This window comes from Paenibacillus aceris (assembly GCF_017874035.1).
GTDB classification, from domain to species: Bacteria; Bacillota; Bacilli; order Paenibacillales; family NBRC-103111; genus Paenibacillus_E; species Paenibacillus_E aceris.
In genome coordinates this window covers 37428-56023 of record NZ_JAGGKV010000011.1, presented here as the reverse complement: position 1 = coordinate 56023, position 18596 = coordinate 37428, and the positions used below count along the sequence as shown (strand labels likewise).

10 protein-coding genes are annotated in these 18596 nt (G+C 45.1%); 8 read left to right on the top strand and 2 right to left on the bottom strand.

What is annotated here, in order from left to right:
• Positions 1 to 9 precede the first annotated feature (9 nt).
• The 8 genes from J2Z65_RS20090 (at position 10) to J2Z65_RS20055 (ending at position 16036) form a co-directional block, all read left to right on the top strand.
• On the top strand, positions 10 to 1248 hold the full coding sequence (locus J2Z65_RS20090) for an NAD(P)/FAD-dependent oxidoreductase (RefSeq protein WP_167064724.1): 1239 nt from the start codon (positions 10 to 12) through the stop codon (positions 1246 to 1248).
• Positions 1249 to 1271: 23 nt separating this feature from the next.
• Positions 1272 to 2174 carry a sugar phosphate isomerase/epimerase family protein gene (locus J2Z65_RS20085; protein WP_167064721.1) on the top strand — a complete coding sequence of 301 codons (903 nt, stop codon included), beginning with the start codon at positions 1272 to 1274 and terminating at the stop codon, positions 2172 to 2174.
• Between the two features lie 625 nt (positions 2175 to 2799).
• A complete protein-coding gene (locus J2Z65_RS20080; RefSeq protein WP_167064719.1) occupies positions 2800 to 4260 on the top strand; it encodes a sulfatase family protein in 1461 nt (486 codons plus the stop codon).
• 34 nt (positions 4261 to 4294) lie between these two features.
• A complete protein-coding gene (locus J2Z65_RS20075; protein ID WP_167064716.1) occupies positions 4295 to 5056 on the top strand; it encodes an ABC transporter permease in 762 nt (253 codons plus the stop codon).
• Complete coding sequence (locus J2Z65_RS20070; protein WP_167064714.1) at positions 5032 to 5862, top strand: ABC transporter ATP-binding protein; 831 nt, start codon at positions 5032 to 5034, stop codon at positions 5860 to 5862. Before J2Z65_RS20075 ends, J2Z65_RS20070 begins: the two co-directional genes overlap by 25 nt.
• A 57-nt stretch (positions 5863 to 5919) precedes the next feature.
• A complete protein-coding gene (locus J2Z65_RS20065; protein WP_167064711.1) occupies positions 5920 to 7014 on the top strand; it encodes an ABC transporter substrate-binding protein in 1095 nt (364 codons plus the stop codon).
• Between the two features lie 113 nt (positions 7015 to 7127).
• Positions 7128 to 12035 carry a family 20 glycosylhydrolase gene (locus J2Z65_RS20060; protein ID WP_167064709.1) on the top strand — a complete coding sequence of 1636 codons (4908 nt, stop codon included), beginning with the start codon at positions 7128 to 7130 and terminating at the stop codon, positions 12033 to 12035.
• Between the two features lie 224 nt (positions 12036 to 12259).
• Positions 12260 to 16036, top strand: a complete 3777-nt coding sequence (locus J2Z65_RS20055; RefSeq protein WP_209856035.1) for a beta-N-acetylglucosaminidase domain-containing protein — start codon at positions 12260 to 12262, stop codon at positions 16034 to 16036.
• Between the two features lie 58 nt (positions 16037 to 16094).
• Here the strand turns inward: J2Z65_RS20055 and J2Z65_RS20050 are convergent, their stop codons facing one another.
• Both J2Z65_RS20050 and J2Z65_RS20045 read right to left on the bottom strand, forming a co-directional pair.
• Entirely contained in the window at positions 16095 to 16793 is a 699-nt protein-coding gene (locus J2Z65_RS20050; protein WP_167064700.1) for a response regulator transcription factor, read from the bottom strand.
• 5 nt (positions 16794 to 16798) lie between these two features.
• On the bottom strand, positions 16799 to 18313 hold the full coding sequence (locus J2Z65_RS20045; protein ID WP_167064698.1) for an ATP-binding protein: 1515 nt from the start codon (positions 18311 to 18313) through the stop codon (positions 16799 to 16801).
• Positions 18314 to 18596: the final 283 nt, after the last annotated feature.

Sequence of the window (18596 nt, the reverse complement as noted above, 5' to 3'; positions counted from 1 at the left end):
GAATAGAAGATGGCTGACTTAGGAATGGTTATTGTTGGTGCTGGTGAAGCCGGTGCACGAGCGGCTGTGGAGCTCCGAACGGAGGGGTGGAGTGGACCGATCACGCTTATAGGAAAAGAAAGGTTGGCACCGTATGAACGACCGCCGCTTTCCAAAAGCTCATTGGTCGATGAAGAAGAGCCCACACCAAAGACTATCCTTGACGAGGCTAAGCAATCACAGTTCAACATTCAGTTAATCACGGATAGCACGGTTGTAAAGATTGATCGGGATCAACATGTCACAGAACTTAGCAATGGGCAGCAGCTAAGGTATGAGAGGCTTTTGCTTGCCACAGGAGCCTATCCACGTCGATTGAAAATGGAAGGCTCCGATAACACGGATTTTTTATATCTCCGGACATTCGCTGACTCGCTTGTACTACGCTCAAGATTTCAATCAGGAAAGCACATTGCTGTAATAGGGGCTGGCTTTATTGGTCTTGAAGTAGCAGCAAGCGCGCGGGAAAAGGGTTGTTCGGTTACCGTTATTGAGGTTGGACCACGCATTCTGATGCGAGGAGTTCCTGAGGAAATTGCGAACATTGTAGAGGTGCGTCATCGCAAAGCAGGTGTCGAGTTTAAACTTGGGGTAGGGATTGGGCACATTGATAAAACAGAGGATGGACATTCGATTACACTGGTTGATGGAACTGTCATCCATTGCAACACGGTTGTCGTAGGAATCGGTGCTATTCCAGAAACATCGTTAGCTGCTCAAAGCGGACTTACAGTCGATAACGGCATATGGGTTGATGAAAGACTCGTAACGAGTGACTCCGATATTTTTGCGGCGGGTGACTGCTGTTCATTTCCGCATAGTCTTTTTGGAGGGAAGCGTATTCGTCTTGAGGCTTGGCGTAATGCACAAGATCAAGGAACGCTTGCAGCGCATAACATGCTAGGCGCCTCTAAACCTTATCTAGATATCCCATGGTTCTGGTCGGATCAATATGATCAAACCTTACAAGTCACTGGATTGCCGGATTGTGGCGTGAAGACAGTGGTCAGAAATTTGAGTGAGTCAGACAAGTTTTTCTTTCATCTGTCGGACAAAGGTCATTTGGTTGCGGCAAGCGCCGTGGGCTTAAACTCAAAAATTGCCAAGGAAATTCGTCTTGCGGAAATGCTCATCCACAAACAAGCGGTACTCGATCCTAAAGCTTTAGAAAATCCGGATGTGAAATTAAAAGCACTTTTGAATTCTTAATCCTCATTTTAAAGGAGATAAGCATGAGCCATTGGAATCGAATTAATGATGGGACTGTACATCCACCCAGACTGCATGTACAACAAGCCATATGGGGAATGGATAAGTTAGGGGAGAATGGTAAAGAGTGGTCTTTAGAGCAGAAATTCGAGAAAATCGCTGAAGCAGGATTTGAAGGTGTGAGTTATTTGTTGCCTTCACATGAAAATATGGATACCTGGCACCGTTTACTTGACCGCTATAAGTTGAGCTTCAGTGCCATTGCGTTCCCTGCTAAACCACAAGATATGATTGATATCATTCAGCATGCCAATGAATTTGGCAGAGTTCAATATATTAACTCGCAGGTGTCGAATTCTTTCGTCATTGATCAAGAAGCGATTCATTTACTTGATGGCTTGTTAAAAGTATCCGAGGAATCCAAGATTCCACACTTTATCGAGACACACAGAGGAACAGTCACACAAGATTTGATCCGCACCGTAGGATATGTAGAAGCTCTTCCGGAACTTAGACTCATGATCGACTTATCGCATTATGTAGTAGCAGGTGAAATCCTAGGAACTAATGAGAATGTGGAAGCTCACTTCGATAAGATTCTAGATCGGTCCGCTGGTATCCATGGCCGTGTTTCAAGTGGCGAACAGATCCAGGTAGATGTTGTGGATGGCGATCATCCTATGCTGGAGCATTTTACAGGCTGGTGGCGTAAAGGAATGGTGCATTGGCTCAAACAAGCGAAACCCGGGGATTTGTTCCCGTTCTGCTCAGAGCTTGGACCGCCCAACTATTACGGGATCACTCGCCGAGATGAGCACGGACAAGAACATGAAGTCTCTGATCGCTGGCAGCAAGCGCTACTATTTAAGCGAATTATAGAGGAGCAATGGAAAAAAGCGCAAGATGAGCTCTTGATTGTTAGGTAATGTTGCCCGGAGTTCGAATCACTGTGACTTTACTTAAAAACCGCAACAAATCAACGAATCCAAGTCTAAGACCTTATGTACTGTATACACTATAAACTGAGAAGGCTGCCGAATGATTGGCAGCCTTCTATTTTAACAGGCTAAGTAACGGGTGAAGATCTCGGAATTAGAAAGGGGAACTGGTTTTGCTGCGAAAACCCTTGCCTTTTCAATATCGTCTTATTCTTGTCATTATATTGACTGTATTGGTATTAAAATAGTCGTTCATGAGTAGGCTTTCACGGGTACAAAAATACTCGGAAAGCTTTTCTTTTTTATGCGCATGAAAAAACAGTGTTTTCGGGATTGTACGGGTGAATAGTGGAGTGTTTTTCATTTATTACAGTAGTTATTGTACAGTTTTCCCCCAATAATAAGGGCATACAACGACGGTTGAACACCGCAGGGAGCGGAGAGAATGATTACATTCGGTTTTCCTTTGTTCAATGCTCTTCTCTGTCTCTAGGGTGCATTACAAAATGACAAAAGGTTGAAAAAAATTCAACCTTATACGGATCATTATTTATACATACAATTAAGTCATCTTCAACAAATATTATTTTTAAGCATCAGGAGGTAGTACCCAATGAGAATTATTTACTTAGATATCGATTCGCTTCGTCCTGACCATATGGGATGTTATGGATATAACAGAAAGACGACGCCGAACATCGATATTATTGCCTCAAGTGGTATGAGATTCAACAGTTGCTATACAGCGTCATCGCCATGCGTGCCATCCAGGGCTAGCTTCATGACAGGCAGATTCGGTATTAACCATGGAGCCTTAACGCACTGGGGACCTGGCGGAGAGCTGCAATATCCGGATGGAGACGGGCACAGCGAGGAAATTCCATTTTTCACCAGACACTTGCGCGAAGCGGGTTATAAAACAATCACCTTCTCTACGTTCGGCGATCGGCATCATGCCTGGTGGTACTTTGCAGGTTGGAATGAAGTTCATACCCACTCGCTGAAGGAAGGGAACGAGAATGCCGACGAAGTAAACGCTGCCGTAATTCCATGGCTGAAGCAGCACGGGAAGGACGATAACTACTTCCTACACATCCAATACTGGGACCCTCACGCTTTCTATACGTATCCAATCGAATATATGGAACAGTTTAAGGATGAACCGGTGAAACCTTACCCTGATGAGGCTGCGATTGCAAGTCAACAGCAGCATAGCTTCCCTCGATCTGCGGCATTCTTGCATTGGGGCAATAGATATCCGGCTACAATGCCTGGACAAATTGCGAACCGCTCGGATTTCAAGCATCTTATCGATGGTTATGACGGTGGAATCAGCTATATGGATAAACACGTGGGCGAGCTTTTGGATACTCTACGGGAGCTCTGCATCGAAGATGAAGTCTGTTTCATCATCAGTGCGGATCATGCAGAGTCGATGGGCGAGCAAGACATTTATATCGAGCATCCAAGCGCAACCGAAGCCGTCCATCATATACCGCTGATCATCAAAGTGCCCGGTGTTACCCAACCGGGGAAAGTGGTAGACGGCTTTGTCTACAACGTAGATGTGATTGCCACGATTACAGATCTGGTTGGACTTGAAGTTCCATCCGGCTGGGACGGCAAATCGTTCCTTCCGGCACTCAAGGGCGAACATTGGCACGGCCGTGATTACTTGGTCATGGATCATGCGCTTTATGTATGCCAACGGGCAGTGCGGGATGAGAAATGGTACTTCATCCGAACCTACCATCCTGGCTTATATTTGCATTTTGATGAAGTCATTTTATACGACATGGTTAATGACCAGAATCAAACTGTCAATGTGGCGAGCGATTACCCAGACGTTGTGAAAGAAATGGATCACCGTCTAGCCGCATGGCTGCATGAACAGGCACGCAGACCGGACTATAAGGTAGATCCTATGCAGAAAGTACTGGAAACAGGTCCGTGGAAGTATTTGAAAGCAGAAGATTGGGCACGCAGATTGGATCAGGCAGGCTGGCATACTGCAGCGAATACCATCAGACGAAAATACCAGAGAGAGGCGCTACAGCCTGCATATGACGGCTAATGGCTGATAATCGGACGAGAAGGAGCATGTTCTTATGAAAAGATTCCCAAGCTGGCTGTTGACCGTCATTTCTATTGTTATAGGAATTGTAATCTGGTACCTGCTTTCTGCCATACCTGCAGTTGGAGCGATTATCACGAGCCCAATAAGAGTTGTAAAAACATTGTTAGCCGAAATTGAAAGCGGGCGTATGTTGTCGAATATCTGGGCAAGTCTGCTGCGTGTCATTGGCGGGTTTTCACTCGGCTTAATTGTCGCGATTCCAGCCGCTTTTCTAATGGCCTGGTACGCCTTTGTCCGTGCGATTGTAGATCCTTGGATACAATTTTTTCGCACGATCCCTCCTATCGCTTTAATCCCCCTCGTTATCGTTTCTCAAGGCGTTGGGGAATCTGCAAAGATTAGTGTTATTTTTGTGGCGACGTTCCTCGTGATGGTCATCTCGATCTTTCAGGGGGTTCGGAACGTCGATCCGACGCTCATTCGTGCGGCAAGAGTGCTGGGTGCGACGGATAAGCACATTTTTCTGGAGGTAATTGTCCCGGCATCATTTCCATATATTCTTGTCGGAGTAAGACTTGGTCTTGCTGCCGCTTGGACGACATTAGTAGCTGCTGAGCTTACAGGCGCAAGTAAAGGTTTAGGCAATATGATTATGGAAGCAAGCCTATACTTCCGAATGGATGTCGTTATTCTCGGCATTATGGTAATTGGCCTCATCGGATTAAGTATGGATAAATTCGTTCTGTTTCTAGAAAGGAGGCTAACAGGATGGCAGGAGCTCCGGCAAGGATAATAAATGGTATAAATGTACAACGTGGAATTGCGGACACTAAAATTGAGATTCGAGGACTATCGAAGGTCTACAAAGGCCGTAATGGAGATACAGTAGCCTTGCACAATACCGATCTTACGATTATGCAAAACGAGTTTGTCAGCGTCGTTGGACCCAGCGGCTGCGGCAAAACGACGCTGCTGAACATTATCGGCGGTCTAGAGGCGTCCACCTCCGGCTCGGTCAAGGTCGATGGGATCGAAGTGAAGGGCCCTGGTAAGGAGCGCGGTGTGGTGTTTCAGCAGTACGCTTTGTTCCCCTGGAAAACCGTTCAGAAGAACGTCGAGTTCGGCTTAAAGCTAAGAGGACTAAGTAAGCAGGAGCGTAAAGAGAAGGCCGAGCATTACTTGGAACTCGTTGGTCTAAAAGATTTCGCAAATGCCTATCCAAAGGAACTGTCTGGCGGTATGAAGCAGCGTGTGGCAATTGCGAGAGCGTATGCCGTTCAGCCTGAAGTGCTGTTGATGGATGAACCGTTCGGCGCCTTGGATGCTCAGACAAGAGCACAGCTGCAGGAGGAACTGCTGAAGACATGGCAGAAAGAGAAAAAAACTTGTTTCTTCATTACGCATGATGTGGAGGAAGCGGTGATTTTGGCCCAACGCGTTATTATCATGAGCGCAAGACCCGGCAGAATTAAAGAAATTATTGATATCGATATTCCTTACCCTCGAGATCAGTCAACCAAGCTGGATCCAGGGTTCATAAGTATTAAAAATGAAATTTGGTCCAAAGTATACCGTGAATATCTTGAAGTTTCGAAGTAATGGGATCCAAAGGAGCAAGCCCATATAAACTAAAATACATTTGGGAGGTCTTTATCCATGGTTGCTCAATTTAAATCGCTTTCCAAGTTTACGGTTACTTCTGCATTGATCAGTGTGACTATTCTTCTAAGCGCGTGCGGATCAGGCAGCAGTCCTACGAACGCCGGTAACGCCACACAGACGCCTGCTGCACCGGCGACTTCAGCTGTCAGCACGCCGGCACCAAAGGCCGAAGTGAAGACGGAGACGATTAATTTCGCATATATGCCGAATATGGGAGGCGCTGCTCCGGTAGCGTTAGGTGAGGATAAAGGTTTTTTCAAAGAACAGGGCATAAAATTGAATCCGGTTAAATTTCTAAGTGGTCCTCCCGAGTTTCAAGCTATGGCGTCAGGTGATATCGACATCGCTTATATTGGTCCCGGCGCTACGTTCTTATCCGCTCAAGGTCAAGGCAATATTATTGGTCTGGTCTCCCTCGGAAAGGCCGATATGGTTCTTGCCACGAAAAAATCCGGCATAAAAGAGTGGAAGGATCTGAAAGGTAAGACCGTAGGCGTTCCGAAAGGAACTTCCGGCGAGATGGTCCTCAACCTAGGTCTTGAGAAAGCCGGATTAAAGCCAGCTGATGTAAATATGGTGAACATGGATGTGGCAGGAGCTGTGTCTGCATACGTGGCAGGTAAAGTAGACGCCGTTGCGATTTGGTCCCCCTATACGGTGGAAATCGAGAAGCAAGTAGGAAAAGAAAACATCGTGAAGCTAGGCGATAACAGCAGCTTTTACCCGGATTACAGCTTCCCGTCTAGCTGGGTCGTTAGTCCGAAATTCCTGAAGGAGAAGCCGGAGCTTGCCGAACGATTTATGAAAGCGATGAACAAAACCACGGATTACAAAATTAGCCATTTGGACGAGGCTGTCAAGTTGACTGCGGCGTATACGCAGGTGCCTGAAGACAGCTTGAAGCAAGAGTTAGACTCCATCGATTGGATTGATAGCAAAAAGCAAGCGGAAGTGTTTAAGGATGGAACGGCTAAGAAATGGTTTGATAACCTGCAAAAGCTGTTCGTTGATACTGGCAAGGTGCAAAGCACGGTTCCTTCTGAGAAGTTCATGACAACAGAACCTGCGATTAAAGCTGTGCAGCCATAATATTCCCTAAGTAAATAAGAAAAGGAGGACCCATCGTCCTCCTCAAAATTATTAGGTTAGTCGTACTCTTAAAGGATTATTGAAAGCGCTTTACTTATGAGAGGGAGGATGTTATGAGAAAAAGGATAATGAATCAGCTAGTATCAACTGCAGTCGCAGTTACAATGGCATTTGGCGGAGTAATGGTGTCACCTGCAAAGGTGATTATGGCAGAAACGGTGAATGCAATGCCGCCGATTATTCCGAAACCTGCAAGCTATACAGGTAATACCGGTTCTTTCAACGTAACGGCTAGCACAAAGATCTACGTACAAGGAAAAGACGCCGCAGAAACCCAAGAAATTGCTGACAATGTGGGGGCTTATCTGAGAAACAAATTTGCCACCGCAGCGGGGTATACGTTAAGCATCTTGCAATCGGCACCTTCTGGAACAAACTATATTTACTTTACAACAACAGGTGACGATTATTCGGCATTGGGCAGCGAGGGTTATAATCTTGATGTAGTTGTAGACCGCATTACGGTAGCAGCCAACAAGCCAGCGGGCTTGTTCTACGGCATGGACACAATTAGACAAATGCTTCCCTCTGAGATTGAAAAAAAATCTTTGGCTAATGGCGTGACGTGGAGCATACCTTGTGCAAATATTAATGACATTCCAAGATTTGGATATCGCGGTTTCATGATAGACGATGCCAGACATTTCGTTACAGTTGATGAAGTCAAACGTCAAATCAACAATGCTGCCCAGTATAAGATGAATACGCTGCACCTCCATCTGAGTGATGACCAGGGGTGGCGTTTGGAATTGAAAAATTATCCGCAACTTGCCAAGATCGGCGGTTCTCAAGTCATTGACGACTTCTATGCTAGCAGTGATTTTGGTGGATTAACCAAAGGCAGTACTGCCTATTATAAAGCAGCTACTGGCCCTGCAGGGGGAATCTCGGGTTACTACACACAGGATGAGTTTAAAGATATCATAGCCTACGCGCAGTCGCGGTATATGCAGATTATTCCTGAGTTTGATGTACCCTCCCATACAAATGCTCTTTTATCAACCTATGGCTTTGTAAACCCAAATGGTCAACCCAGTGCTCAATCAGGCAACACAGGGAAGAACCTTCCGGCGAATCCATATACCGGTAACGGGGTTGGATTCAATTCATTGACGGCCAAAGACCCAGCCACGATGGCATTTTTGGATAACTTATTCGCAGAAGTAGCGTCCATCTCCCCATCGCCCTATATTCATATGGGTACGGACGAAGCCGCTGCAACAACATTAGCTGACCGTAACTGGTTTATTGATTATCTTGTATCTCTAGGTGTTAAGTACAACAAAAAAGTAATTGGCTGGGATTCAGCAGATGCTATTAATTCAACTTATCATCTTACCGATGTCATGCAGTATTGGCATAACTTAGATAAGCCTGCCGTCCCTGGTAATGCCTTTAACCAAGGCAAAAAGGTTATCGTATCCAATCAGAATTACTCCTATCTATCCAAAAGAATGACTGGCAACATGCCAATAGGTAGAGGCACCGGTGCTTGGCCTAATGTCCTGCCTACAGAGAATGCTTATTATGATGATCCTCGTAATCTGATTGGGGCAACCAGCGACGACCAAATCCTTGGAGTAGAAGCTGCTCTTTGGGCTGAAACTGTAGGCAGCCCCCAAGGCTTAGACATGCTGTTCTATCCAAGACTTCCTGGTTATGCGGAAATAGGTTGGTCTCCTAGAGGTACCAGCGGATCTGTAGGCTGGAGCGATTATAAGGCGAGACTGCTTGCCAATACGACAAGAATGACATACCAAGGAATCGGTTTCTTCGCTGATCCAACCGTATTCGATGTCAAGGTACCCGTATTATCAGGCAATGCAAATTCTTATTATAATATGAATGAAAATACAACAAGTTCAACCATTGAAGACGTTATTAATGGTAACAACGCAACAATTTCCGTAGCGACGGGCGTATCGCCATCAGGATCTATTAAAACGGTTCCCAATGATTTAAGTCCAGCGTTTGGAAATGCGTTGTCCTTTGACGGTACCAAAGGAAATTATGTGAATATAGGTAAATCCGATATACCTAAAGGCAATGATTGGACTGTTGCTCAATGGGTTTTTACTGAGAATATGACTCCTGCTCCCACTACAGTCGTTCTGGTCGCTGGAGATGGCGCAGTTATTAAAAGTGAGCAGTATAATGGCAGTAAAAAAGTTGGAATTTCTGGCCTCGATGCTAATGGAGTGAAAAAAGACTTCCAATTTAGCAATTATAGTGGAATACCTGTAGGCACATGGACACATCTCGCTTTCGTTGGTACAGCCGCAGGTACGAAGCTATATGTAAACGGAACTTTAGCAGATACATTAGCTGTAGGGACACAGGGGATTGTAAGTACTACTGGTACAACGGCTCCTATAGCTGCCTTTCCTGGCCCTAGAAAAACGATTGGAGCTGAAAATCCATCTTCCACATCCCCAAGCTTCAAAGGGAAAATGGACGAAATGAGGATCTTTGAAAGAGCGCTAAGCCCTGCTGAAATTACAGCTCTTGCCACAGTGCCTTCAGGAACCGCGCCTGCATCATTTTTTGAAGATTTTGAAGCAGGTTTTGGCAAATGGACAACTGTAGCTGGCACACCTTCAACCGATTCTGCACAAAAACTAAACGGTGCAAACAGCTTTGTTGTTAATGAGGCCAAAGATGCGATTTCAAGTACTCTGCTGCAACCAATCAATGGTATTGCATCACTTTGGTTTTACGATACAGGTTTGTCAGGACTTAACCAACAAGCGTTGGTATATGATTCTACAAATCCAATCGGCCTGATTGGAGTGGGCATTAATAGCGCTATCAGTAATAACTATTATTCAGTAACAACCAGTAGCGCTCAGACCGTAGCGACAACGATCTCAAGAAAAACGGGTTGGCATAAAGCGATGGTTGATTACACTTCTAATAGCTCTGTAGACATATATTTAGACAACAACAAGATTGGTACTGTTTCAGGGTATGCAAAATTTGACACGATTCAATTGGGGGACAACACATCGAGCTCATACCCTGGTACACCAACAGGATATTATGATGATGTTCAGATTAATAGTTTCTCAGCATCTCTCGCTATACCTCCATATGTTTCACCAGACTCAAGCTTAAGCGCCCTTATGTATAATAATGGAACACCTGTTTCAGTTGATTATTTCACAGGGGGGCAGAAAACTTATGATGTAAAGTTACCGGCTGGAACAACTACAATTCCAACGGTTACAGCGACACCAAAAGTAGCTGCTTCAAATGTGATTATCACACAGGCTGCAGCTTTGCCTGGAACAGCAACTGTGCAGGTAACAGCAATAGATAGTTCTGTATCCACATATACCGTTAATTTCAAAGTACTTCCACAATTAGTTCCTGCGACAATTCCATCAAGTTACAGTTCAACTACGACCATGAACACACCGGTGTCAGGAAAAGTAGTACCGACAGGGGTACAGACTGAATATCCGGCGATCACCATCGCAACAGTCGCTCGTAATACGAAAAGTGAATATGGTACGGTTACTACTACAAATGGAAAAGTGCTTGTAAATAACGATGGTACATGGGTTTACAATCCTAAGCCAGGGTTTACGGGAACCGATAGCTTTACGATTGATGTAGATCAAGGTACAGCAACTGCGGTAGCACAGACCACAGTAAACATGACGATAAGCCCAAATACAGCTCCTACAGCCAATGCCTATAGCGTCAACGCAAATCCTGGCGTAGCCGTTACAGGTAAAGTTGTAGGAAGTGACACAGACGGGGATATATTGGTCTATAGTGTATTAACCCAAGCGACAAAAGGAACGGTTACCTTACAGGCAAATGGGGTTTGGTCCTATACGGCTAGCATTGGTTCCTCAGGCGCGGACAGCTTTGTAGTTAAGGTGGATGACTTTAAAGGTGGAGTCGTAAACTCAACCGTGACAGTTAATTTAACCTATAACGCAGCAGATAAAACGGCGCTTAATGCAAAAATTGCGGCAGCACAAGCGTTGAACAGCAATAGCTACACGGCGGCATCCTGGTCATCGCTGCAAACGGCGTTGACTGCAGCCGTCAATGTGAGCAGTGACGCGAACGCGACGCAAGCGCAGGCGGATGCGGCGGCAACCGCTCTACAGACAGCTATCTCTGGGCTGCAAGTAAAACCATTAACAGGTGTCCATTTAACCGGTCCGGCATCCGTATTAACCGGGCAGCCTCTCAGCTTGACCTACAGCTTGATGAATGTCCCTTCGAATATTTACGCCCAGGATCTGACGATCAGCTTTGATCCGGGACAATTGCGATTTATATCTGCGGATGCAATCGTTAACGGATTTTCAGTTGTGGGTGAATCCGACTCTAATGGGCATGTAAGATTACTTGCAGCAGCAACTGGCACGAATGGCGCCGTTACGGGAACAATGGACGTTTTGAAGCTGAACTTTCAGGCTCAGCAGATGAACCAAACAGTAGACAGCACCGTTTACGTGAATCATGCTGTCGTCGCTGATGTAAATGGCGTTGAAACACCATTAAATAGCCTTTCTGCCTACAATGTTCAGGTTACTGTTCCTGTTGTGGACAAAACAGCACTGAGTGCGGTGATTGCAGAAGCACAGACAAAGGTTGACGCAGCTAAGGCTAGTTCGACCCGATGGGGTTATTATCCGCAAAGTGCAATCGATGCGTTAAAAGCAGCAATCAGCAGCGCGATTGCAGTTGTCAATGATGCGAATGCCACGCAGGCACAAGCGAATCAGGCTGTCATTAACTTGAGAACAGCGCTGGTTACATTTGCGGGAGCCGTAAATACGACCGCAAGCGTAGGCGACTTGGCCGTATTGGCAAGTAACTATGGAGCAACCAGCAACCGTTCGGATTGGTCTTCGCTTCAGATGTATGACTTCAATCAGGACAACAAGTTGGATATTATCGACCTGGCAGCCATGGCCAGAAAAATTCTTGGACAGTAAACCACCTCATCAATTGAATTAATTGTGATAGTTTTAAAAATACAATATATAAAGTTGAGTGCTAACGGATAACAGTGCAGTACTTCTAACATGTAGAGGCTGCAGAGTATGATCTGCAGCCCTATTGTGCTAAGGGGCGGTTAATTCTAAAGAAAGGAGATATATTGTCGCCTTCCAATTTTTTTTCTGCAATGCTTAAATTCAATAACGAAAGGTCGGTAAAAATGAGCAAAACAGCTGAATTTATGACCTCAAAACGTCTCAAGGGAAGCTCCAAAATGCTGACGATGGCGCTTTTGGTTTCACTGTCAATGCCCTTATTTTCCAATTTCGATTATCAAGTGTCAGCTGCAGTACCATCTAGTTCAATTCCTGAAATTTCTCCAGTTCCCCAGTCCGTTTCTTTGGTGGGAAATGGCTTTGCGATCCCTGCCGAAGTAGGGCTGGTGACAGGGGACTCGACTGATCCTTCTGCGCTGATGGTCGTTGAAGACGTATTACATAACGCTGGGGTTCAGAAAATTAAGTTGGCAAGCGACAGCGGCCCCGTCCCTGATACTGAGGTAACCGTATGGGTCGGCGGACCGTCTGAGAATCTTGCAACCGCTTCCGAACTGCAGAATTTGGGTGCGGTTGGACCGGAAGATTTAATAAGTGACGGATACGTGCTGGCTTCTGGAATCGACCAAACAGGCAATAAAAGTATCGTGCTAGCTGGCAAAAACAAAACGGGCACTTACTATGCCGCCCAAACGCTGCGTCAAGTCATAACACGCCAAGATTCCACCTATTCGATCCCGGGGCTTGCGATTAGAGATTGGCCGAAAATGAGCTGGCGCGGGTCCATTGAAGGTTTCTATGGAACTCCTTGGTCACATGAAGACCGGCTCAGCCAGTTGGATTTTTACGGGCAGCAGAAAATGAATATGTACATCTACGCTCCGAAGGATGATCCGTACCACAGAGATCAGTGGCGCATACCTTATCCAGCGGACAAACTGGCACAGATTACCGAGCTGGTCAACAAAGCGGCGCAGAATCACGTTCAATTCGTCTTTGCTGTTTCGCCTGGGACCTCTGTGTGCTATTCGGACAGCACGGACTTTCAAGCTCTAATAGATAAAGCTCAAATGATGTATGATGTCGGCGTACGCTCTTTTGCAATTTTTTTGGATGATATAAGCAAAACACTGAGCTGCAATGCCGATAAGACCAAGTTTAACAGCGATTCAAGCCCGTCAGCGGCCGGGCAAGCATTCCTGCTGAACAAGTTCAAGACGGAATTCATCGACAAACATCCAGGAGCTAATCGTTTGATTACGGTTCCAACGGATTATGCCAATATTACAACAACGACATATATCAACCGTTTTTCGACGCTTGTTGATCCAAGTATCATCGTTCAGTGGACAGGACCAGCAGTCGTACCTGCCGGAATTTCCGTATCGGATGCAGATAAAGCGAAAGCCATTTATAAGCACGATCTTTTAATCTGGGATAATTACCCGGTTAATGATTACGCGCGCGATAGACTTTTCTTAGGTCCGCTTTATAATCGTGATGCCGGATTAGCAGATCATGGAATCATTGGTCTTACCTCTAATCCCATGAACGAAGCGGAAGCGTCAAAAATAGCCCTATTCTCAATAGCAGATTACCTTTGGAACCCTCAGGTTTACAATCCTGATAGTGATTGGCAGCTTAGTATTAAGAGATTAGGTGGATCAGCTTCTGACGCGTTAAAAACATTTGCAGAAAATCACTATTCGTCACCATTAAATGCGAAAGAATCATTGTCACTAACACCATTAATTAATAACTTTTGGACAATATTCAGCAGCGGTGGAATTGTTACAGATGCAGTGAACCAATTAACAGCCGGATTTACAAAGCTGCAGCAGGCCCCTGCAATTTTACGCAGCACGTTGAACAACGCGAACTTTATCACGGAGACCAACTATTACCTGAATAAAGACGAGCTGTATGGGAAGGCAGGTATAGAAGCCGCTCAAATGCTGCTTTCTCAAAAGCGTAACAGTAAACAGCAAGCAGCATCGCATAGAAGCCAATTGATGAGTCTCAAGTCGCAAATTGACACAATTACGCAGGCGAAAGCTAATCAAGTATTTGAAGATTTTTTCACGCGAGCGATTCGAGAGAACGACACTTGGTTAGGCAATGTTCCGGCAATTCCTTTTCCAATAACGACGATGGGGACGTACCAAACGAATACACCGGCCAAGATGCTTGACAACAATCTGAACACTTATTACTGGAGCGACAGACCTCCTGCAATTGGTGACGTGATCGGCGTTGATTTGAATGAAGTCCGCAGTGTTACAAACGTGCAAATTTCCATGACCAAGACAGGCAGCTTGAACGATTTTATGCATCACGGCATATTAGAAGCTTCATCCGACGGAGCTAATTGGACGGCGCTAGCCACTTTGGAAGAACTAAGTAGCATCAACATTCCAGTTAATAATTTGAAAGCAAGATTTGTCCGCATCCGCGCAACAGAAACGCAAACTCCCTGGGTCGTTGTCAAGGAATTCACAGTGACATCGACGCCGGTACCCAAAGATCCAGCTGTTGTTTTAGCAGGTGATGACACTGTCCAAGCCGGCAATGCGTTCAAGCTTCAACTTGGAATAGAAAATGTCACACAGAGTGTGTATGGAGAGAACATTGCCGTAGAATACGATCCTAATTTGGTCGAGTACGTGTCGGCTGATCCCATGGATGCAAGCATTGACTTACTTTCTACTGTGAAGGATACCCCCGGCAAGCTACAATTTCATATGGCTAGCGCAAATGGCATTACTGGCAGTGCGCAGCTACTGAACCTATCGTTCAAGGCAAAGACAGCAACGCAAGAGGGATTGATCACGGTAACTGATATGACCGTAGTTGATAATAGCGGCATGGAAACGAAGCTTGCTTCTTCCACGTGGAGCATACAAATCACGCAACCACCTGTAATCGTTACAGCTGATAAAACGGCGCTGAATGCAAAAATTACGGCAGCACAAGCATTGAACAGCAATAGCTACACGGCGGCATCCTGGTCCTCGCTGCAAACGGCGTTGACTGCAGCAGTCAACGTTAGCAATGACGCGAATGCGACGCAAGCGCAGGCTGATGAAGCGACAGCCGCTTTACAAACAGCTATCTCTGGTCTGCAAGTAAAACCAGTAACGGGTGTCCAGTTAACCGGTCCGGTATCTGTACAAGCCGGGCAGCCAATCAGTTTGACGTACAGCTTGGTGAATGTCACTGAGAGTGTTTACGCCCAGGATCTGACGATTTGCTTTGATCCGAAGCAATTGCGGTTTGTATCTGCGGATTCAATCATTAACGGATTTTCAGTTGTGGGTGAATCAGACTCTAATGGGCTTGTGAGACTGCTTGCAGCAGCAACAGGCACGAATAGCGCTGTTACGGGAACAACGGACGTTTTGAAGCTGAACTTTCAAGCTCAGCAGATGAACCAATCGGTAAGTAGTACCGTAAACTTGAATAATGTTGTTGTCGCTAATTTAAACGGGGTCGAAACGCCATTAAATAGCGTATCCATCTACAATGTTCAGATTACCGTTCCGATTGTGGACAAAACAGCGCTGAGTGCGAGGATTGCAGCTGCACAGGCGACGGTCGATGCAGCCATGATTAGCTCGACCAGATGGGGATATTATCCGCAAAGTGCAATCGATGCGTTAAAAGCAGCGATCAGCAGCGCGATTGCAGTTGTCAATGATGTGAATGCCACGCAGGCACAAGTGAATCAGGCTGTAATTGATTTGAACACAGCGCTGGTTACTTTTGCGGGAGCCGTAAATACGACCGCAAGCATAGGAGACTTGGCCGTATTGGCAAGTAATTATGGAGCAACCAGCAGCCGTTTAGATTGGTCTTCACTACGCATGTATGACTTTAATCAGGACAACAAGTTGGATATAATCGACCTGGCAGCCATGGCCAGAATAATTCTTGGACAGTAAACACGTAAGTTTTGAAGAGGATATAAAATATTTACTAAGCCAAAAACAAGAGGAGGACTCATTGTCCTCCTCTTGCTTTTTGTATAAAAGGTATTACATTCAGTTCCCGAAGCAGGGCAGTTACTTCTTTGGTCCTCTTCTTGTTGAACTTTTTCAAAATGACGTTAATTTGCGATTTAATGGTGGATAATTCGACCTGCCGTTCCTTGGCGATTTCCGTTAATTTCATATCTCTGAGAAGAAGATCTAAAATAACGAGCTCAGATGGGGTCATTTGACTAAGAATCAACGTCGAATTCAACAACGACTCCTGATTGCGGCGAATCCGAGAGAACTCATTTTTGATTTTATAGGCAAACTCAGGACGGACTTGTACATTTCCCGCATGAGCGGAACGAATGCTCTGAATAATGGCTTCGCTAGAGCTTGTCTTCAGCACGTAATCGACAGCACCTGTTTCGAAAGCGCTGAATACCGTTTCATCATCTTCATGCACCGTAAGGAACACGATTCGTGTTTGCGGATGAAGCTCAAGCACTTTTTGTGCAGTGATGATCCCGTCATGTCTCATTTCCATCTCGATATCCATGAGAATCAGCTCGGGCGCTCCCAACTCGGCAATAAGCTTCAGCACTTCCTTGCCACAGGAGGCTTGTCCGATTACCTTCAAATCATCTTCTCGATCGATCAGCTCACAGAAATGCTCCCTTAGAACATCCAAATCTTCAGCAACGATAATACGAATGGGTGCTGTCATGTCCATCAACCTTTCTTAGCCTCTAGTTTCAACACATATAGGGGCATAATAATTTGGAACGAGCTGCCCTTTCCAGATTTGCTGTCAAAAAGAATGCGTCCGTAATGCCCAAGCACGATATGCTTCACATACGATAGACCGACGCCCCAATTTTTATTTGTATTTTTACTTGTAAAAAAGGGATCGAAAATCTTATCCTGCAGATTGTCAGGAATACCCGGGCCATTATCCGAAATATTGATGATCACCCAATTATCTTCCTCATAGACTCTGACTTGAATAACGCCAGCAGTGTCGGATGCAATCGCTTCAACCGCATTGATCAACAGATTATAAATCACTTCAGACATATGTTCAAAATCAGCCAAGATCATCGTTTCAGTTTCAGGTCCTGTGGATTCAATGAGAATGTTCGAAGGTAAGGAGGGCATCCTTTCAAGCGTGTGATTAATGAGCTTTTGCACAGATTGGGGTTTCAGTTGGAGATGGCTTGTTTTAAATGACTTGTACAACTGATCGAGTCTTCCGAGCGTTTGATTCACAATTACGTCCGCTTTACTCAGTGCCGCCTCCACCTTTTGAACATCGGCAGTTCCACCGGCGATCACGCTTTGATTAGCTTGCTTGACGAGCAGCTGAATCATGAGCAGTTGATTTTTCACGGCATGTGTGAAAACTTGAGCGCCCATATTAGCGGTGCTTAGCTTTCGCTCAAGCCGTAGGTCCTCATTACCCATTTTCTTTTCAATTTCCGTATAACGCCAAATGGAGAGTATGCTGATAACAGATAAAATGCCTGTAAAGCTAATGCTTATATACCACTCAAGCAGCGTTAGAGGCGGATTAAAATTAGAGAAATCCGAATACAGTACATAGAAGGTACGTACGTCGAAGACCTGTAAAGGACCCATGAAGCCAAGGTAAAAATAAAACAGAACAAGCGAGAACACACCGAGGATAATAAACTGGCTTTGTCTTTTTAACCATGGAATCGTTACGCGTTGATATTTCCAAATCATGATAGAAATGGCTGCAGCTGCAGATAGAACAAGCCATCCCCTTGTTACCCAACCAACGACATAGGTATGATTGCGGTCCATTACGGAAAGAGCCCATTTGTAGATAATGGGATCATAGAAAATTAGATTGGCTAGTGCGGGCAAGAGACTTAACACATACACTGTCCACACGCGCTTTGCGGTTTTGAAAGACATTAAGGATATCGACAGTCTGATCAAGCTAAAAATAAAAAGCGACCGTCCTGCCGTAAGCATACGGCTAATTCCCTCAATTTTGATAGGAGCATTCAACAGCATATTGCGGATAGTGTCGTTGAAAAATAAAACAATATTTACTCTGTAATAGAAGCCGCCGAATTTGGCAATATATAAAATCAATCCTGACATGCTAAGAAACCATCCGACTAGCACAAGTCCCATCCAATAGGCTGAAGGATTGCGCGCTTTGGCAATAAAGAGTGTAATGGCTGCAATCATGAGTAAGATTAGGAGTATTGTCATGGCGTCACCTGATTTTTATGAGTAGTACGTCTAATATAACACATCATGCCAGTTCTGCCTCTCAACTAAACAGGAATTTTTGACAATAAACAATTCTACTATGTGGCTGACGCAATCCGGTATTAAATGTAAAGTATGAAATTTTTTCAACCTTCTGCTGCTTGTAGATTCAAAATACAATTATCAATGTAGAGTGCTTAAGCATGAGAACAATCAACTGCATATTTTTGTAAGCGTTTTACAAAGACCTATGCCAAGAGGCTATCAAAAAATGTAGGAGAGG

Bases quoted from the DNA above. Each gene is read 5' to 3' on its own strand.
- J2Z65_RS20045 (WP_167064698.1), bottom strand. From the start codon at position 18,313: ATGACAATACTCCTAATCTTACTCATGATTGCAGCCATTACACTCTTT.
- J2Z65_RS20060 (WP_167064709.1), top strand. From the start codon at position 7,128: ATGAGAAAAAGGATAATGAATCAGCTAGTATCAACTGCAGTCGCAGTT.
- J2Z65_RS20050 (WP_167064700.1), bottom strand. From the start codon at position 16,793: ATGACAGCACCCATTCGTATTATCGTTGCTGAAGATTTGGATGTTCTA.
- J2Z65_RS20070 (WP_167064714.1), top strand. From the start codon at position 5,032: ATGGCAGGAGCTCCGGCAAGGATAATAAATGGTATAAATGTACAACGT.
- J2Z65_RS20090 (WP_167064724.1), top strand. From the start codon at position 10: ATGGCTGACTTAGGAATGGTTATTGTTGGTGCTGGTGAAGCCGGTGCA.
- J2Z65_RS20085 (WP_167064721.1), top strand. From the start codon at position 1,272: ATGAGCCATTGGAATCGAATTAATGATGGGACTGTACATCCACCCAGA.
- J2Z65_RS20075 (WP_167064716.1), top strand. From the start codon at position 4,295: ATGAAAAGATTCCCAAGCTGGCTGTTGACCGTCATTTCTATTGTTATA.
- J2Z65_RS20055 (WP_209856035.1), top strand. From the start codon at position 12,260: ATGAGCAAAACAGCTGAATTTATGACCTCAAAACGTCTCAAGGGAAGC.
- J2Z65_RS20080 (WP_167064719.1), top strand. From the start codon at position 2,800: ATGAGAATTATTTACTTAGATATCGATTCGCTTCGTCCTGACCATATG.
- J2Z65_RS20065 (WP_167064711.1), top strand. From the start codon at position 5,920: ATGGTTGCTCAATTTAAATCGCTTTCCAAGTTTACGGTTACTTCTGCA.